Here is an 18,717-nt window from a genome sequence, read left to right on the forward strand (position 1 = left end):
TTTATTAAATTCTGTTTTTTCGTTTAATTAAATATCTCTAGGGTTTTTTATTCTGTCTTAAATTGGAATGCAGAATATGTAACTTATGCTTTCGGTGTGTGGTTATATAAATATTCTTTTAAGGGGTGATCGCTGAACAAGGAGTAAATATCAGACGATCAGTATAAGATCCTACGTATCAAGTATGGTTAACGCCTCGTGAAACTTGTTGGGGCGGTGATGAAGATCAACACACTTGTTCGTTATTTTGAGTAGCATGCGTTACTCGAAATTGCTTAGTTTAGAGAGAGGAACGGGATATGCAGCAGAACATTTGCCCGACTTGCAATGTCGAACTGGAATGGACAGGACAATACCATTGTGCACAGTGTGAATCGGATTTTAAAAAGGTAGGTTTTTGCCCTGATTGTGAGGCGGAGCTGGAGAAGCTGCAAGCATGCGGTGCTGCGAGTTACTTTTGTAATGTGTGTAATGAACTCAAATCAAAATCACGTGTCCGATTTGAGTTCCAGAAAGTCAGTTAACCAGAGTTTGTATTCAGTTAACGGTAGAACGAACGTCACCTTCGGCTAACCGGGTAATCAATACATCTCCCGACTTTACATCTGAAGATTGCGTAATTACTTTACCTTGCTCAGTTTGAGTAATTGAGTAACCTCGTTTCAATGTCGCTAGTGGGCTGACGGTGTCCAACTTTTCTGCGGCAATCGCGAGTTGATGGCGCATAGTCAGTAATTTGCGATCCATTGCATCCATGAGCTTTTGCTCAACACGTTCTAGCTTCGACTTCTGCTCGGCAAGGCGTGTTACAGGAGAATTTAATTGCAGCCGATAATGTTGACGCTCGATTCGCTGTTGACGCAAGGCAATAAAACGACTCATCGCTCGCTGTAAGCGCATGTCCAACTCATCTAACTGTTGCGTCTGACGTTGCAAGCGATAGCTTGGGTGCTGTCTCTCTAGACGGTGCACTAATTGAGCAGATTGCTGCTTTTGTTGTGCTAGGTAGTAACGCATCGCGCTCGCTAACTTATGCTGGCGGGTAACTAAAGCTTGATCTTTGTGGCTGTTATCACGGCTTACTAGCTCAGCGGCTGCTGATGGAGTAGGCGCGCGTACGTCGGCGACAAAATCAGCTATTGTCACGTCAACTTCATGTCCAACGGCGCTAATAATAGGAATTTGGCTTGCTGCAATCGTGCGAGCTAATATCTCGTAGTTAAAGCACCATAAGTCTTCTAATGAACCACCACCTCGGCCCACAATTAGTACATCACATTCATCACGGCTGTTAGCGCGACCAATGGCTTGTGCAATTTGAATGGCTGCGTCCTCACCTTGTACCACTGTCGGATAAATCACAACAGGTAGGGAAGGATCACGACGTTTCAATACGTCTAAGATATCGTAAAGCGCGGCACCAGTTTTCGATGTGATGACGCCAACACGTTTAGGGTGCTCAGGCAAAGATTGCTTATTGATTTGCGCGAACAACCCTTCTGCTGCAAGCTTCATTTTCAGCTCTTCAAACTCTTGTTGAAGACGGCCATCACCTTCCGGTTGCATGCTTTCGATGATCAATTGGTAGTCACCGCGAGGCTCATAAAGAGACAGACGAGCTTTTACTAGGACTTGATTACCGTTAGCGGGTTTGAAAGTAACGCGGCGATTGTTACCACGAAACATGGCACATTTAACTTGAGCGCGAGAGTCTTTAAGAGTGAGGTACCAGTGACCAGAGACAGGAGCTGAAAAGTTGGATATCTCTCCGACGAGCCAAACGATCCCCATTTCGTTTTCAAGGAGTAAACGAACTTCTGCGTTGAGACGAGAAACAGTAAAGATGTTTTGATTGGTCTTGGAGAGCACAGCTAATCTCTTAGACGTGAGTATGGAAATTAGCGGCAATATAATACATAGCAAGGGGGTAATTGCAAGAAAAAAATTAAAAAATTTGTGGTCAAGCGATTGCGTTAACCGTATAATCCCTCCGCAATATCTAATCCAAATGTAGCTAGTTGCTAACGCAGGTTACCCTCATTATGCGAAACGATGAGATTGGATTGTTCTTTTTACTCCTCTAATTGTGAGATATTGCAAATGCTAAGAATTGCCAAAGAAGCGCTGACATTCGATGACGTACTACTTGTGCCAGCACACTCCACCGTTCTCCCAAACACAGCTGATCTTCGCACTCAGCTAACTAAGAACATCACCCTAAACATCCCAATGATTTCAGCGTCTATGGACACTGTTACTGAAGCTCGTCTAGCAATTGCGCTAGCGCAAGAGGGTGGCATTGGCTTTATCCACAAGAACATGTCTATTGAGCAGCAGGCAGCCGAAGTTCGTAAAGTTAAGAAGTTCGAAGCTGGTATGGTAACTGACGCGGTTACTGTAAACCCTGACGCGACCATCGCTGATGTTGTTGCACTCACTGAAAAGCATGGTTTTGCAGGTTTCCCTGTTGTCACTGAGAGCAATGAGCTTGTTGGTATTATCACTGGTCGTGACGTTCGTTTTGTGACGGACCTTTCTAAGAAAGTATCTTCAGTAATGACGCCAAAAGAGAAGTTGGCAGCAGTTAAAGAAGGTGCAACACGAGAAGAAGTGCAAGAGAAAATGCACGAAGCTCGTGTAGAGAAAGTATTGGTTGTGAATGATGAGTTCCAACTAACCGGTATGATTACTGCGAAAGACTTCCACAAAGCAGAACGTAAACCAAACGCATGTAAAGATGAGCGTGGTCGCCTACGTGTTGGCGCAGCCGTTGGTGCTGGCGCTGGTAACGAAGAGCGTGTTGCTGCTCTAGTTGAAGCAGGCGTTGACATTCTACTTATCGACTCTTCACACGGACATTCTGAAGGTGTACTAAACCGCATCCGCGAAACTCGCGCTGCTTACCCAGATCTAGACATCATCGGTGGTAACGTAGCAACAGGTGCTGGTGCTAAAGCACTAATCGAAGCTGGCGTAAGCGCAGTGAAAGTGGGTATCGGCCCTGGTTCTATCTGTACAACTCGTATTGTAACGGGTGTGGGAGTTCCACAAATCACTGCAATCGCAGATGCGGCAGAAGTGGCTAATGATTATGGTATTCCGGTTATTGCTGACGGTGGTATCCGTTTCTCAGGTGATATCTGTAAAGCAATCGTAGCTGGCGCATCATGTGTGATGGTTGGTTCTATGTTTGCAGGTACTGAAGAAGCGCCGGGTGAAGTGATTCTATACAACGGCCGTTCTTACAAGTCTTACCGTGGCATGGGTTCTCTTGGTGCTATGTCTCAAGGTTCTTCTGACCGTTACTTCCAGTCTGACAACGCAGCGGACAAGCTAGTACCAGAAGGCATTGAAGGTCGTATCGCATACAAAGGCCGTCTAAAAGAGATCGTACACCAACAAATGGGTGGTCTACGTTCAAGTATGGGTCTAACTGGTTCTGCAACTATCGAAGATATGCGTACGAAAGCTGAATTTGTACGTATCTCTGGTGCTGGTATGCAAGAGTCTCATGTACACGATGTTCAAATTACTAAGGAAGCACCGAACTACCGTCTAGGGAACTAATTACCTAACGGAAACGTTTGCTTTTTCCTTGAAGCATTAAGAAGAGGCGAGTACACTCGCCTCGGTTTTAATCACTTAGCCTTAAAAAGACTGCTCAAAATGACTAAAAATATCCATGACCAACGTATTCTGATCTTGGACTTCGGTTCTCAGTACACTCAATTAGTAGCACGCCGCGTACGTGAAATCGGCGTTTACTGTGAACTATGGAGCTGGGATGTAGAAGAAGCGGATATTCGCGAATTCAACCCAGATGGCATTATCCTATCTGGCGGTCCAGAAAGCGTAACGGAAGAGAACTCTCCACGCGCGCCTCAATATGTGTTTGATTCTGGTGTTCCTTTGCTTGGCGTATGTTACGGCATGCAAACCATGGCGGAACAGCTAGGAGGCAAAGTGGCGGGCTCTAACGAACGTGAGTTTGGCTACGCTCAGGTTAAAGTTTCTGGTGAATGTGCTCTATTTAAAGACCTTGAAGCAACTCAAGACGTTTGGATGAGCCATGGCGACAAAGTAGTAGAGATCCCAGCCGATTTCGTAAAAGTTGGTGAGACAGACACTTGTCCTTACGCTGCGATGGCGAATGAAGAGAAGAAATACTACGGCGTTCAGTTCCACCCAGAAGTGACACACACAAAAGGTGGCCTACAAATGCTTGAGAACTTTGTTCTTGGCGTATGTGGCTGTGAACGTCTATGGACTTCTGAATCTATCATCGAAGACGCGGTTGCTCGTATTAAAGAGCAAGTGGGTGACGACGAAGTTATCCTAGGTCTATCTGGTGGTGTTGATTCATCGGTAGTCGCGATGCTAGTTCACCGTGCAATCGGCGACAAGCTAACGTGTGTATTTGTTGATAACGGTTTACTTCGTCTAAACGAAGGTCAACAAGTAATGGATATGTTCGGCGACCAATTTGGTTTGAACATCATCAAAGTTGACGCTGAAGAACGCTTCCTAAAAGCACTTGAAGGCAAGTCTGACCCAGAAGAGAAGCGTAAGACTATCGGTCACGTATTCGTAGATGTATTTGATGAAGAGTCTAAGAAGCTGAAAAACGCGAAATGGCTAGCTCAAGGTACGATTTACCCTGATGTAATCGAGTCAGCTGCATCTAAGACTGGTAAAGCGCACGTGATCAAATCGCACCACAACGTGGGCGGTCTTCCAGATGACATGGAAATGGGTCTTGTTGAGCCACTACGTGAGCTGTTCAAAGATGAAGTTCGTAAGATTGGTCTAGAATTAGGCCTGCCTTACAACATGCTTTACCGCCACCCATTCCCAGGTCCTGGTCTAGGTGTTCGTGTTCTTGGTGAAATCAAGAAAGAGTACTGTGACTTGCTACGCCGTGCTGATGCTATCTTTATTGAAGAGCTTCACGCAGCTGATCTATACAACAAAGTATCTCAAGCGTTCACGGTATTCCTACCAGTACGTTCTGTTGGTGTAATGGGCGATGGCCGTAAGTACGATTGGGTTGTGTCTCTACGTGCGGTAGAAACTATCGACTTCATGACTGCTCATTGGGCACACCTACCATATGACTTCCTAGGTAAGGTTTCTAACCGTATTATCAACGAAGTTGATGGCATTTCTCGTGTTGTTTACGACATTTCAGGTAAGCCACCAGCGACTATCGAGTGGGAATAATGCTCCTTTAAGAAAGGTCTGGCATTAACAAGCACTAAATCATACTTAAGTCCGCGTAATTGCGGACTTTTTTTGTTTTTGGCTTAGTCATTTTTGGCAATGTCTGGCAACGCCAAGCACGGTTTGACCGTGGTATTTTGATGGGTATGATTCATCGGTAATGCCATGGATTACGCACGATACCATGCTGAGTGTTTTTGATGGGGCATGGTATTAAATTTTCATATCTATCTGTTTTATAAAGATTAATTTCTAGATTTTTAGAGGTTTTTCAGCATGGTATCAAACAAGAATAATAGGTCGAAACATGCTGACTGATACCAAGCTACGCAATCTCAAACCCAAAGATAAACTTTACAAAGTCAATGACCGTGATGGCCTCTATGTTGCTGTCACTACCGCAGGCTCTATCTCTTTTCGCTACAATTACTCGATCAATGGCAGGCAAGAAACTATTACCTTTGGTCGCTACGGAGTAGGAGGCATCACGTTAGCAGAAGCGCGTGAGCGTCTCAATGAAGCGAAGAGAATGGTTACTGATGGAAAGTCACCGGCCAAAGAGAAAGCCCGTGCTAAGGCGAGAACCAAAGATGCTGAAACCTTTGGTGCCTGGGCTCAGAAATGGCTGCGTGGCTATCAGATGGCTGATTCTACCCGGGATATGCGTCGCTCAGTCTATGCCCGAGAGTTAGAGGGTAAATTTGGCAATCAGAAGCTGACAGAAATCACTCATGAAGATCTGCGAGCATTGACTGACGCGATAGTAGAGCGTGGAGCACCGGCAACAGCTGTGCATACGCGTGACATTGTACTCCAGGTGTATCGATGGGCGATTGAGAGAGGGCAGAAAGTTGAGAACCCGGCAGACTTGGTGAGGCCCGCCAGTATTGCTCGATTTGAACCAAGAGACCGAACGTTAACACCGGCTGAGATCGGTTTGATGTACCACTACATGGAAAAGGTAGGTACAACCCCTTCGATTCGTGCTTCGGTAAAGCTGCTGTTGCTGACTATGGTACGCAAAAGTGAGTTAACCAACGCAACTTGGAGCGAAATTAACTTTAGCGAAGCGTTATGGACGATTCCTAAAGAGAGGATGAAACGACGTAACCCGCACTTGGTATTTTTGTCACGCCAGGCGATGGATATTCTGATCGCCTTGAAGACATTTGCCGGTGGGTCTGATTACATTCTTCCTTCCCGTTATGACTCTGATGCTCCAATGAGTAGTGCGACGATGAACCGAGTCATGGATTTGACATATAAGGCTGCGCAAAAGGAAGGTCAGTCACTAAGTAAGTTTGGGCCGCATGACCTGCGTCGAACAGCGAGCACTTTGCTACATGAAGCTGGATACAACACTGACTGGATAGAGAAGTGCTTGGCACATGAACAAAAGGGAGTGAGAGCGGTATACAACAAAGCCGAGTACCGAGAACAGCGCGCGGCTATGTTGCAGGATTGGGCTGACATGATTGATGAGTGGATAACTTGTCACGCTAAGTAAAATTAGAGTGGGGAGTTGAACCCCACTCATTAAAAGTCTCTTCAAGGGGACTTTTACTGTATTTAACGAAATTAAGTTAAAGGTAGTTATTAATGGTCTCAATATGGTGCATCATACTTAACTTCTTAGGTACACCTAAGGCGTGATACGTCCCGTTTACGTGAATTTTAATATACTCTTGAAACCCAAGTGTGTTTTGATCAAGGCTAGGCGTGACATTAGCAAAATCAATCATTTCCTGCAGAGCCTCCTTGAACTTACCGGCAGGGTCACTTTGATCATTCGGGTTTTTGGTCGATAGGCTATGTTTAACGTACATATTACTATTTGATTGTTCTATATACGTAATATGAAGTGCAATAACAAAAGCAGGCCCTCCAGATGTGGACCAAGCATCGTCAATTGTTAAGAAATCTCCAAACCCGATCTGATGTTGGATCATTGGGGTTACGTACGATACATGGGCGTCTGAGAAAAACTGCGGTGCTCGACTGTAGTCAGCATTTCTTGGTTTGGATGGGAAAGAGCTATCAACAATTACGCTACGTGGTAATGAGTTTCTGAAAGAGTGAGAGTATCTATTTAAGTTCTGGATAATATTTGCAACAGAATTGCTTGTATAGGGAGTGATATTTGATTGTATATCTTCTTGTAGGTACAGGGAGAATGGAACACTATCGTTGATTAATTGTTGTAGTAAGGTGTTGACGTATATGATGTTTTGATTATGTAGCCTTATGCATGGAATAAAAGATACGGTACGTTTAGATAATTCAACGTTTAGAAAATCCGGAGAGTCACTCGCTAAATCACCTACTTGAGGGTTTACGATAACATGAGGTACAACATTATGATTGTTTAGTACTTCAATCGTTGCACAGAGGCGATCGATGTTGTCGTTAATTGGCTCAATTATAGGGCTAACTTTAGTTGAATTAAGTCTCGGAGCTACTTCTTTCAGTGCCGCTAACTCAAACTGCTTTCCTCTCATATATGGAAAATACATCATAATCCTCACTATTAAACTGATTGCATTCAAGTAGAGATGATATGATGTTGTCCTTACCTTTTTTGTGAATGCTGTAGCTTATGCCAAGATTTTTCATCGATTTTGGTAGGTTGCTGATGAATTTGTGATCATTTCGACGGTATGTTTTAAGCACTCGCTTGAAATGTTTATTAGCTTCAGCTTCATTCAACGAACAAAAAATTTCTTTACACTCGCTAAATAACTCGGTTTGCGGGCAATTCGGAACAGCTCCTGTGACTCTGTGTGCAATGTCGGTGTACTCTTCTTTCCTCAAAGTATGAAACATCAATTCCGTATCAAAACTCTTGTTTAAAGGGGCTTCTATTTTCTTACTCAACTGATTTCTCTTGTTTGATAACAAAACACCAAAGCGAGGAATATCCTTTTGAATTTTGAGTAAGGCATTTAAATGCGCTTCGTGAGTAACAACGTATGTTTTATCAAAGGAGGAAGTGTAAGCTGACAACTGCTCAGGAAGACGCTTTAAGGAATCAAATTTAGTTTTTATTTCGTAGCACGTAGAAGATCCATTTATGATCACACAGTCCGCTTTGTTGGTGCCAATACGCAATTCACTGAGCATGCTTGCGGTGTTCATTGAATGAGTTCCTAGCAAAATATTATTAGCAATAATATTTTTGATAACATATTCATTCGGGTAGTGCTTACAAAGGAGTTTGTACGCTTCTTCAAACAATTCAGAAAGACTTTGCACATGGGATAGTGTAGGGAAGTCACTAGCGATATCTTGCACAAGGCTCAGATCTCCTTGAGCAACTTTAGTTATGTTTGTGCTGGTAAACATTTTTGCTAGTTGCTTGTAATTCATGGTTATATCCGATGCGGAGTTACTTAAATACTCTTTAATCTATTGCATATAATAGTCTTAGAAAGGCGATGATTCTAGAGTAAAGGCAATGCGAACTCAACCTGACAACGTTAGTTTGATACGATCTAGAGAAGTGGATAGTACGCTCATGAATGCACTATCCAAAAGAGAAGCTGTTATATATTAAGACTAGTTTTGGTTTCCGTTTGAGCTATGTTCTGCTTTTATTTATCTCCATGAATTTAGTCTTTCTAAATCAAATTTTAGCCGCTAAAATTCTGTTAGCTTTGGGTGCTGGGTAAGAGAAACTCGTCACGAATTGTTCCCAAAGCTTTAGACACCGCTTGGTGAGTTATTTTTTTACCACCAAGTTTAGTTAGCTTTTGAGCAATTTCTTTCTGATTAAGGCCTTGCTTTCTCAGAGCGAGCATTCTTTTCTTATTGTCAGTAAGTCTTGAATCGACCATTCTTCGGGCTATATTACGCAAAGCTCCTTCGTCATCTGCTCCAAGAGTTGTACCAGCTCCAGTCAAGCGCACAGCCGCTTCATTAATGAGCCTTTCTGTCTCGCCTTTTAGCTCTATCGGGTACTCGAAATTATCCCTGATATAATGGAAAAATACGTCAGCTTGCTTTTGCGTTAAGGACTTATCCTGGAGGAAGTGATAGAAATAAAGATCAACTAGTTCATCTCCTGAAACATCTTTAAGCTTTTCGACTTTGAAAACGTGAAGCCGTAATCGTCGATATTCTTTCTCAAATTGGCTCTTTGATTTCATAGCACTCCTATATACGGAGTTCCAAGTGCGACCATCTTTATTCTTCGGTTTATGATGAGGGCAATACCGGTGGCTAAGTTGCCTTTTTTTCTTATTATCCTGGTGTTGTTCGTTGTGGCCTTCTACTTCATCCTTAGGGTCTAGTATATTGTTATCTAACTTATAGAAATATTCTGCGAGTTCATTTCTTTGGCCACACAGCTCGCAGTAGGTTTGTTTTCGTTGCGCATTGAGTTTTGTATCTGCGCTATGTTGCCGAAATCGTGTGGGCGTAAGGTGAAGTTGCCATAAAAGCTCGAGCAGATTGTCTACAGTTCCTTGAAACTTAAAATCTATAGGCCGATATTGATGTTCAAGGTTCATAAAGTGTCTCAAGCGCTGTTTGATCACGTCATGAGCATTTTTGAACCCCATCATCATAATTAGATTGGTTATCGGGGTATCTTCTTTTAATTTTGATGCATATTTAATAGATACGATACGATCAGCCTTTTCTGTCAAAGTCGACTTGTTTTTTGAACGTGGCAAGGGTGAACGGTCAATATTCAGGTAGGGGTTTGGAAAGTAACAAAAATGACTCATAGGAAGAGATCGAAGGAACGCTGACACCTTAGGATCGATAACTTCTAAGATGAGCTCTCCAATAGGGCGCTTATCGGTTTCTAGTTTGTGGTGAGCTTTACTCCCCTTTAAATGGCTTCTAGGGTCTTTTCTTTTTGAATGTACTGTGTAGTGTGCCCAGCGCTCCCTAAACTCTCGTATGCCATCGGCAACAAAGGCGTCACAATCCTCCCAGACAGAGATATAGTATGCGTCTAAGCGATCACTTGCTTCCTTTTCGATTTCAGCATATTCCATTTACCACATCCCATTTACCACATCCCTCAACACAATACTGGATAATGTTACTACTGGTTAAGCAATGAGTCTATTAGCAACTAGTGGCATTTTTGGTGGTTGTCTTCTATTCATTTGAAAATAGTTTGAAGATTCAACCTAATTCGCCAAAACGTCCAATCCAGTGTCTAACAAATATTGGCATAGTCAGGTCTCAGCAACTAAGAGGAGGCAAAGACATGCAGGATCTGGCACATAAAACCCTGATTAACCGCAAGACACTACTTAAGATGATTCCTTTGTCTGATCGGACTATTTACAACATGGAGCAACGGGGAGAGTTTCCTCGACGAATAGTACTTACTAGCCGCAGTGTAGCGTGGGATCTTGCAGAGGTTGAAAACTGGATAGAAGAAAAACGCAGGTCTGCATTCAAAGCAGCTAGACCGGGCTTTTTTTGGTAGTCAGCAATCAATATGTCGTTTGAAGATTTTATGGATACAGAGTTCCTTGTATCAAACAATAAAAAAAATGTCCCAGTAGTGCGCCGTAAAACAAAAGTTGAGGTGAGATCGAGCTACGTAGACTCCATCATAGAGATTCAAGAATGCAGTGCTCAGGAGGCCAATGAACTCGGATTTATTGCTCGACTTCTGATTCAAGCAACCATGCCGCACAGTAATCCAAAATCGAATGAGTGGAGCCGGAAGAATGGTAATTTCACCATCCACATGATGGCACCATCATCTGTAGGTTTGCCTTTTGGTTGTTATGCACGCTATCTCTTGGTTTGGGTAAGTACACAAGCAGTGAGAAATAAGTCAAAACTGGACAATGGCTTTATCACTGAACAGGAAGCACGCAAGCTTGAACTGGGAGATTCTCAAAGAGGTTTTATGAAAAAACTAGGGGTGCGTTCAAGTGGGGGAGAAAATGGGCCAATAGACTCCTTTAGGGACCAAATGCGGCGGTTGTTCAAAACTACGATCAGTGTCAGTTATACAGAACTAAATGATGATAGTGGATATATTTGTGAAGATGAAACAGGAGCCAGGGTCGCTGATATTTCCCATATTTGGTGGAGTACAAAGCAATCCGATCAAGATTCATTAGGGGAATCTTGGGTGGAACTATCGCCTAAGTTTTTTCAACTTATTACAGATAAACCTGTCCCTTTGGATATGAGAGTTCTGCGGTTAATTAAGCGTTCTCCGATGGCCGTAGATATATATTGCTGGGCGACTTATCGGGTGAGTTATTTAAAGCGAGCCACAATTATCCCTTGGTTAGGTTTGATGGGGCAATTGGGAGCGAATTACGCCAATGTCAAAGACTTTAAACGACGGTTCAATGATGGACTTAAAAAGGTACAACAGGCATGGCCAGAACTAGATGCTACTCCAACCGAAAAAGGATTACTTTTGAAGCCAAGTGCTCCTCAAGTACCTCGACGGACAAAACGACAGATTGAACGGGATATTGAAGCGTAATGGAACTGTATACACCATCGTTTTAGGTATTAGTAAGTCTGGGAAATTAGAAAGTTATCCACGCATGTTTTGTCCCGCTTTAAAGGGGGAGTTTTGCGCATGTTTTGTCCCGGTTTACGCATGTTTTGTCCCGGAGTGCGCATGTTCTGTCCCGAGAAAGGCCAAAAAGTTTTTTAATAACAGATGGTTGTGGAACCTCCTATAGTACTTTCCTGTAGGTTTACCTATATAAAAAATTAACCTGTAGTTAAGAGAAAAATACAGTGGATAATTTGGTAAAGACTGAGCAGTTTGAGTATCGAAATTGGAATAATACAGTCTATAAAATACCGAACTGTTAAGCTGATTTATACATGTCTGAAACTGTCAATAGAATGGATTTGAACGGCATTGGTGGATTTTTAAGTTATTGAAAAATAGCTGTTTTAATGTTTCACCTTCTTGGCGTTTCAACATCTATTGACATTTGAGGGGCGGGGCGAGTGGACTGTAGAACATTTGAGTAACCTTCCAAGACTTTCTGACATATACATATAAATACAGACAAGATTCATCGTCTTTGCAGAAATATGCAGATAGCAAAACATGGATAAACAGTGCTGAGGTGCGGGCAAGATAGGTGAAGTAGGCCCACCAACAAGTTGATGGTTCCTATTTCACTCGTCCTTTATTCGCACCTTCGGGCTCAACGGTATCCTGCTCTACGAGGTCTCTAATTATCGACTTTAACCCTTGGAACTCCTAACCAGCTTTAAGGGGAATGACACCTATGTTTCAAAGATCTGAGGCCGCGCGTTTTTAAGGTGTCGCGCAGGTCGGACGCCAGGATAGAAAGTGACAACCTATCTTTGTAGAGGTCCACATTCACCGCTGATTTTCAGTAGGGGTAAAGGCTCATATCTATAGGTTTTGGGCCGATACAGGTTGGTGGGTGCAACTTAGTCACGACAATACTAAGGGCACTCAATTATGAACAACGTACGTATTTTAGCGGCTAAAATAACTACGGCCGCTATTTCATTAGCATTTATCTCTCCCATACCGGTAGTAGCTGGGATTCCGGTTGTTGATGGAACGAACCTGACACAAAATATTATGTCAGCAATGGAGTCTGTCACTCAAACAGCCAAGCAGATCCAACAGTACCAAACTCAGTTGCAGCAGTATGAAAACCAGCTGCAAAACACTATGGCCCCAGTGGCTTATATTTGGGACCAGGCACAATCGACGATTGATGATTTAACTCATGCCACCAATACGCTTGCTTATTATCAAAACCAGCTTGGTAGCCTTGATGCTTACCTAAGCAAATTCCAGGATGTGGCCTACTACCGCAGTTCACCTTGCTTCAATGGATCTGGAGGTTGTACGCCTGCAGAACAAGCGAAGATGGAAGAAAACCGTCGCTTGGCGTCCGAATCCCAAAAAACAGCCAACGATGCTCTCTTTGAAGGCTTGAAGCTACAGCATAAAAACTTGCAGGCTGACGCTCGTCAGCTGCACCGATTACAGTCAGCAGCTCAGGGAGCAGATGGTCAGTTAGCGGCTATTGGCTATGCCAACCAGCTTGCTAGTAACCAGGTCAACCAACTCCTTCAAATCCGTAGTTTGTTAATTGCTCAGCAGAATGCTGTTGGTTCTCGAATGCAGGCGGAAGCCGACCGCGAAGCTCAATATCAAGCGTCCCGTGAAAGGTTATTTGATATGGGAGAGCCTACCGACCGTTCAAAAAATAGGGGGTTCTAATCATGCAGAATATCATTCGAGTTTTTATCGTCAGCGTGCTGGCATCTTTCGTTCTGGTAGGGTGTGGTGAGGATGGAGGGCCAAAGCCTACAACGATCAACTGTAATAACCCGAACCTGACGAAAGAGCTGAGGGAAGAAGGGAACTGTCTTTGGGATATGGGCGAACGCACGGATCGCTCCAAGAATAAGGGGTTCTAATTATGAGCAAGATATTCATTCGACTTGTGATGCTACTAGCTGTGTTACTGACCTCGCAGACTGCGTCGGCGGCCATTGAGCCTAATGGTGTCTTGGATGAGGTAGCCGTGCGCTTCATGACCGCTAGTGCTACTTGGAGCACGGTAATTACAAACCATGCCGTGTGGCTGTTTTGGACGCTGGGTACTATATCTCTTGTTTGGACTGGCGGTACTTTGATCCTTAAACAAGCGGATATAAGGGAGTTCTTTGCCGAGTTTATGCGCTTTATCCTGACGTTTGGTTTCTTCCTCTGGTTACTCAGAAACGGCCCAGACTTTGCGACGTCAATCATCGACTCGTTGAGAACGATCGGTGCTCAAGCCGGTGGCCTTCCGAGAGACCTAACCCCCTCAGAGCCTATCAGCATTGCTTTCGACATTATTGTTAAAGCAGGTGAGTATTACAGCATCACAAGCCCTATAGATAACTTGTCTCTTTTCTTAATCACGCTAGCAATTTTGGCATGTATGGCGGTTGTGGCGGCTAATGTGTTGTTGGCCTTGGTAACTGCTTGGATATTGATATATGCCGGTGTTTTCGTGCTGGGGTTTGGTGGTTCGCGTTGGACTTCAGATATAGCAATCAACTACTTCAAAAGCGTATTGGGTGTCGCTTTGAAGTTGATGACAATGACTTTGCTCATTGGCATCGCCATGTCGATAATGGACGGTTTTTATGCTGAGCTATCCAATGATGCTCCTATGCGTGAACTGCTGGTGATCTTTGTCGTTTCACTGGTTCTCGTAATGCTTATTCACTCTGTTCCCAATGTGGTTGCTAGCCTAGTTCCCGGAGGTGGCGCGGCGGCGGGTGCTGGCAGCATAAGTGCTGGGGCGGTGGCTGGAGCGGCTGTTGCCACTGGTGGTATGGCTGCTAGTACAGCAATGGCTACCGCCGGCGGTGCGTCTGCTATTCAGGCTGCATTTACAAAAGCAGGTGAGAACGTAGCGAACAATACTGACGTTATGTCGAGCCTTAGCAGTGCATTTAGCGGTAGAGGTGACTCTGACGAGGCTGGCTCCTTCTCCCATGCTTCCGACCAATCTTCTAGTAATGGCGAATCCTCTGGCGGCTTTAAGGATAGTGTTGCAAAAGCGGGCCGCGTTGCAGCGGATACTGGCGCTAATTTGATTAAGGGAGTGGGAGATATGGCCGGGGAGCGTATAAGCCAAACCGCTGGAGGTCGTTTAGCCAGCTCAGTACGAAATAATATGAAAGGGGACGAGGAAGATGATAAGGAGGGTGACTGACGGCGCTTCTCCTGCATTTGACAACGATAAATTAGGCGGTGTAACTGGGTGGATGAATCAAAACGAAGGCTTTGATGGCCTGTCCAGTGAGGACCAGGAAGAAGTACGCCAAGCACATGCTGAGTGGCAAGAGCGCGATCCAGAAAAGCACACCTTCGACGTTGAGGACTACGTTTCGTATTCCCAGGAACAACAGCAGGAACGTAATGAAGAGGTTGCCAACTTTGTTAAAAAGGCCGTATGGCCTAACTAGATAAGGATTACTGATTATGGAGTTTAACTTTCCCCCCCAAAACCTTGCGGAAGTATTTGGCTTCTTTGCAGTGATGTTCATTGTGATGCTGGCCTTCTATTTTTTAGGACAGTGGCTGCACAACACCGGATATGGCACGAAAATGAAAGCCATTACCAACAAAATGGAGGTATTCCAACATAGGTTGGCAGGGCATGTTTACAAGAACATGATAAGGTCGGTCGATCAAATTGACAAAACGAGACGCTGGTCGTTTGGCCGACGCAAGTAATAAGAAAGCACACGGGCCAGTGATGGTGCACCGGCCCGTATTTTTACATACATCAAACCGATTATAGTGAAGCTGTAACTCGTTTTTGGACACAAATGAGTTTCGGAAATTTGAACATTAGTAAAACATGAATAACTTGAGGTATGGGAAAATGAAAAAGCCCACTTCCAGAGGTTGAGAAAGTGGGCGAAAAAACACAACACAATAAAGCAGAGTTTGCAGAGATAATATTGTTAAGCATGTGGGTGCATACTCCAACGAGTTGTTTATGACCAATAACTCATATTTTGACACTTTCTAGCTTGAAAGTACCATGGATAAAAGTTCAATCTGAGAAGCTTTGGAAAATTATCATCACCCCCATGACCGACCTTTACCAGCTAACTAAAAGTTGGATAATGGCTTGCCAGCGATTTTACTAAATTAGTAATTAAATAGTGATACAATAATCTTTTATATGAAGGGGGAGATATAAATGGAACTCATTTTTTTACCATTTTTAATAGTTTTTTTGTTCTGGAAACAAATAGAAATGGAAATAGATAATATATTGATTAGCGTAACATTTTTTTTGTACGCTATAGGCTTATTTCTTTTTGTGGACCTTCCGACAAATGCCAGAATTGGTAGCTTGTTCATAGGGCTACCATCTACCTCTTATCTAGCGTTTATATTTCCTTCTCTAATACCATGCGAAGAAAAGGTGGTTAAAACCACCTCTTGTATTATGCTTCTTGTTACTTCACTTCTTTTGTTCTACTTTCAACTTTTCGTATATGAGCAATAAATCAGTCTCTAGATTGTAGTTTTGAAGGCGTTTATCGAGTTCTTTTATAAAAACCAATTCTTCCTCTGTGAGCTTCGCCGAATCCATTTCGTTATAAACAGAGAGCGTTGTTTTTAAGTCAGATTCATTCATGTTTCCAATGTAGTTCAGCTCTTCTAACTTTGAACAAGATTCTATTCTCAAGCTACCTAACGCCGGCAACACCGGAAAATTAAAGTGGAGGTGAAGCCGGAGCTTTTATTTTTCCGGTGCTTGCCCTTGTTAAGCGCAGTGGCTTTAAGCGGCAATACAAAATTGCGCCTAATGCTCCCAAAAAATGGCCAATGTGATCAATTTTCATATCTAACGCTTTATTAGAACCACCTTTGAACTCTGAATCTAGGGCAAGCACTATTGCCAAAACCAGGAACAGTGAAATCGCTAAAAGCCACTCCTTGGTGGTTAATTCCTCTTCATCTGTAAAATAAGCAGCTGCCAGTCCGAAAACACCACCCGATATCCCGCAGACTAGAATATTTTCCGAATAGAATAGTATAGATGGTATAGATGCCAAGCCGCTCACAAGAAGTACTGCCAAATACCTCTTGGCTCCAACCCTGCGTTCATAAGCAGATGCTAGACCTAAGCCAATAACATTTGCAGTGAGATGAATCAGGTTACCATGGATAAATAAGTGCGATACTGACTGTAACGGCCACTTTAAAAACTGATCAATGTCATTACTCAGTGCGAACGTTCGATACAGGCTCTCATCTACGGAAATGAAACCAAAGTTTGTTGTCAGAAGAAATATAAAAAGAATTACAACCCCTGAACATATAGAAGCCCAAACAAATTTAAAGTTTTCACTATAGGTAATTGGAACAGCCTTCAAACTACTCGGAGCAGGCTTTATGAAAATCAATAAGCCGACATAAGTCACAACTGCGATAAGAAATATAATCATTGGACTAAAGGTATATTGCTCTCAATATGTTCTTGAACTTCCGGCAACAATTTTGCGACCTTTTCTACTCCCTTTAATTGTGCTTTTACTTTAATCTTTCGGTTGTTTTTGAATGTGAATTTCATAGGCCTTTGTAATAGCCCTTTTCCTATTTTTACGCTTTCAATGTCACCAAAGTCAAAAAAATCATGCTCCTTAAATTTACCTAACAAGCTCAATTTGTGGAAAGATACACCTTTCTCAGTAACAGCTAAGAAGTATGTTCTCATGCTTAGAATGAAAAGAGGGCCAATCAGTAAGAATAGCCAAATATTTGGTGGGCTTACAGCCTGAAAAAAACCTATTAGCGAGTCCCCGTCATTCAGATTCTCTTCAATGTGTTTTTTAGCCTGTTCTTTGTTCATCATTACTCCTAGTTATGTTTATGTGATCTCTGGTAAGCGCTTAACGCAGCCTTAAACGGTGAGTAATTGTTGGCTATAATGTGAAGCGAAGCGGAATCGAGCCAACTGTTACGAATCCGACTTTAAGGCCTTGTTATGTGCCGATTAAACCCATAGACATTATTTTCGATAATACTCGTTATATACTGATTGCAGCTAACGCTTTCTATACTGCGATTGTCCGTATTCCATGGCGAAATAATGCCTTCTTTCTTTTTTAATCTTCAACGATAAATCAATAAGATAGCAACCATTAAAAGGGTTGGGTCACACAGCACCGTTTAGTTTTGACAATTGCTAGTTTCAGATAACTTTTAGTAGGGGAAAGGCATATCTCTAGATTCTGTAAAGCACTTGAGATAAGTTGTAAACTGTTAATTTCCATTAATTTTTACACCAATATCAAACGGCGCTGCCCAATGAGAAGACACCGTAGCTGGGAGAGTCACGCTGGTGAGCTGGTTGTTATAAAACGCATCACTTCCAATGGTGGTCACAGAGTCTGGTATAACCACACTGGTGAGCTTGTTGTTCATAAACGCAGAATTGTGAATGGTGGTCACCGAATCTGGTATAACCACGCTGGTGAGCTGGTTGTTAAGAAACGCCCCATATCCAATGATGGTCACAGAGTCTGGTATAACCACACTGGTGAGCTGATTGCCATTAAACGCATCACTTCCAATGGTGGTCACCAAATCTGGTATAACCACATCAGTGAGCTGATTGCCTTTAAACGCCCTAGTTTCAATGGTGGTCACCGAATCTGGTATAACCACATCAGTGAGCCTGTTATTAGCAAACGCCCGCTTCCCTATCGAGGTCAATGTATCAGGGAGAATTACGCTGGTGAGCATATTATCAGCGAACACACTGTTACCAAGGGAGGTCACCGAGTCTGGGATTGTCACTCTGGTGAGCTGATTCACTCCAAACGCATGCTCTCCAATTGTGGTCACCGAATTTGGGATGGTTACGCTGGTAAGGTTGTTTAAAGAAAACGCACTATTTCCAATTGTGGTCACCGAATTTGGGATGGTTACGCTGGTAAGGTTGTTTAAAGAAAACGCACTATTTCCAATTGTGG

The 18,717-nt window shown here is 43.2% G+C and carries 18 protein-coding genes; 11 read left to right on the top strand and 7 right to left on the bottom strand.

From position 1 onward, the window contains the following. Positions 1 to 299 precede the first annotated feature (299 nt). Positions 300 to 524 carry a zinc ribbon domain-containing protein gene (locus tag R7F67_RS19380; protein ID WP_005381691.1) on the top strand — a complete coding sequence of 75 codons (225 nt, stop codon included), beginning with the start codon at positions 300 to 302 and terminating at the stop codon, positions 522 to 524. A 13-nt stretch (positions 525 to 537) separates the two neighbouring features. Here the strand turns inward: R7F67_RS19380 and xseA are convergent, their stop codons facing one another. Then, a complete protein-coding gene (gene xseA / locus R7F67_RS19385) occupies positions 538 to 1,869 on the bottom strand; it encodes an exodeoxyribonuclease VII large subunit (protein ID WP_318057308.1) in 1,332 nt (443 codons plus the stop codon). Positions 1,870 to 2,100: 231 nt separating this feature from the next. Between xseA and guaB the strand changes: the two genes are divergently transcribed. The 3 genes from guaB (at position 2,101) to R7F67_RS19400 (ending at position 6,727) form a co-directional block, all read left to right on the top strand. Then, the gene (guaB, locus tag R7F67_RS19390) at positions 2,101 to 3,567 is read left to right on the top strand and encodes an IMP dehydrogenase (RefSeq protein ID WP_017633908.1); all 1,467 of its coding nucleotides are present in this window, start codon (positions 2,101 to 2,103) and stop codon (positions 3,565 to 3,567) included. Positions 3,568 to 3,666: 99 nt separating this feature from the next. Further along, positions 3,667 to 5,220, top strand: coding sequence for a glutamine-hydrolyzing GMP synthase (gene guaA, locus R7F67_RS19395; protein WP_005381685.1), 1,554 nt, complete (start codon positions 3,667 to 3,669; stop codon positions 5,218 to 5,220). Positions 5,221 to 5,527: 307 nt separating this feature from the next. After that, on the top strand, positions 5,528 to 6,727 hold the full coding sequence (locus tag R7F67_RS19400) for a tyrosine-type recombinase/integrase (protein WP_104974450.1): 1,200 nt from the start codon (positions 5,528 to 5,530) through the stop codon (positions 6,725 to 6,727). Positions 6,728 to 6,803: 76 nt separating this feature from the next. On the opposite strand, the gene R7F67_RS19405 is transcribed toward R7F67_RS19400, so the two are convergent. From R7F67_RS19405 to R7F67_RS19415, 3 genes are all read right to left on the bottom strand, one after another. Then, positions 6,804 to 7,736, bottom strand: a complete 933-nt coding sequence (locus tag R7F67_RS19405) for a sce7725 family protein (RefSeq protein WP_228010020.1) — start codon at positions 7,734 to 7,736, stop codon at positions 6,804 to 6,806. After that, complete coding sequence (locus R7F67_RS19410; protein ID WP_104974448.1) at positions 7,699 to 8,586, bottom strand: sce7726 family protein; 888 nt, start codon at positions 8,584 to 8,586, stop codon at positions 7,699 to 7,701. Before R7F67_RS19410 ends, R7F67_RS19405 begins: the two co-directional genes overlap by 38 nt. A 281-nt stretch (positions 8,587 to 8,867) precedes the next feature. After that, positions 8,868 to 10,223 carry a hypothetical protein gene (locus tag R7F67_RS19415; RefSeq protein ID WP_193837475.1) on the bottom strand — a complete coding sequence of 452 codons (1,356 nt, stop codon included), beginning with the start codon at positions 10,221 to 10,223 and terminating at the stop codon, positions 8,868 to 8,870. 218 nt (positions 10,224 to 10,441) lie between these two features. Between R7F67_RS19415 and R7F67_RS19420 the strand changes: the two genes are divergently transcribed. From R7F67_RS19420 to R7F67_RS19450, 7 genes are all read left to right on the top strand, one after another. After that, positions 10,442 to 10,666, top strand: a complete 225-nt coding sequence (locus R7F67_RS19420) for a helix-turn-helix transcriptional regulator (protein WP_017633904.1) — start codon at positions 10,442 to 10,444, stop codon at positions 10,664 to 10,666. 12 nt (positions 10,667 to 10,678) lie between these two features. Further along, positions 10,679 to 11,692, top strand: a complete 1,014-nt coding sequence (locus R7F67_RS19425; RefSeq protein WP_193837476.1) for a replication protein RepA — start codon at positions 10,679 to 10,681, stop codon at positions 11,690 to 11,692. 969 nt (positions 11,693 to 12,661) lie between these two features. Then, positions 12,662 to 13,438, top strand: a complete 777-nt coding sequence (gene trbJ, locus R7F67_RS19430) for a P-type conjugative transfer protein TrbJ (protein WP_104974445.1) — start codon at positions 12,662 to 12,664, stop codon at positions 13,436 to 13,438. Between the two features lie 2 nt (positions 13,439 to 13,440). Continuing rightward, a complete protein-coding gene (locus R7F67_RS19435; protein ID WP_193837477.1) occupies positions 13,441 to 13,638 on the top strand; it encodes a hypothetical protein in 198 nt (65 codons plus the stop codon). A 2-nt stretch (positions 13,639 to 13,640) separates the two neighbouring features. Continuing rightward, positions 13,641 to 14,930, top strand: coding sequence for a P-type conjugative transfer protein TrbL (gene trbL, locus R7F67_RS19440; protein WP_193837478.1), 1,290 nt, complete (start codon positions 13,641 to 13,643; stop codon positions 14,928 to 14,930). Between the two features lie 52 nt (positions 14,931 to 14,982). Further along, positions 14,983 to 15,183 carry a conjugal transfer protein TrbL gene (locus tag R7F67_RS19445; RefSeq protein ID WP_140114816.1) on the top strand — a complete coding sequence of 67 codons (201 nt, stop codon included), beginning with the start codon at positions 14,983 to 14,985 and terminating at the stop codon, positions 15,181 to 15,183. Between the two features lie 16 nt (positions 15,184 to 15,199). Next, a complete protein-coding gene (locus R7F67_RS19450) occupies positions 15,200 to 15,454 on the top strand; it encodes a hypothetical protein (RefSeq protein WP_017056224.1) in 255 nt (84 codons plus the stop codon). A gap of 998 nt (positions 15,455 to 16,452) precedes the next feature. Here the strand turns inward: R7F67_RS19450 and R7F67_RS19455 are convergent. The 3 genes from R7F67_RS19455 to R7F67_RS19465 form a co-directional block, all read right to left on the bottom strand. Next, complete coding sequence (locus R7F67_RS19455; RefSeq protein WP_054576351.1) at positions 16,453 to 17,187, bottom strand: rhomboid family intramembrane serine protease; 735 nt, start codon at positions 17,185 to 17,187, stop codon at positions 16,453 to 16,455. Then, entirely contained in the window at positions 17,184 to 17,591 is a 408-nt protein-coding gene (locus R7F67_RS19460; protein ID WP_017633897.1) for a hypothetical protein, read from the bottom strand. The genes R7F67_RS19455 and R7F67_RS19460 overlap by 4 nt, the downstream gene beginning before the upstream one ends. 413 nt (positions 17,592 to 18,004) lie before the next feature. Beyond that, positions 18,005 to 18,717: leucine-rich repeat domain-containing protein (locus R7F67_RS19465; RefSeq protein WP_318056303.1), on the bottom strand; the 713-nt coding region annotated here is incomplete at its 5' end.

Source organism: Vibrio sp. YT-17, from assembly GCF_033337375.1.
Lineage (GTDB): Bacteria > Pseudomonadota > Gammaproteobacteria > Enterobacterales > Vibrionaceae > Vibrio > Vibrio alginolyticus.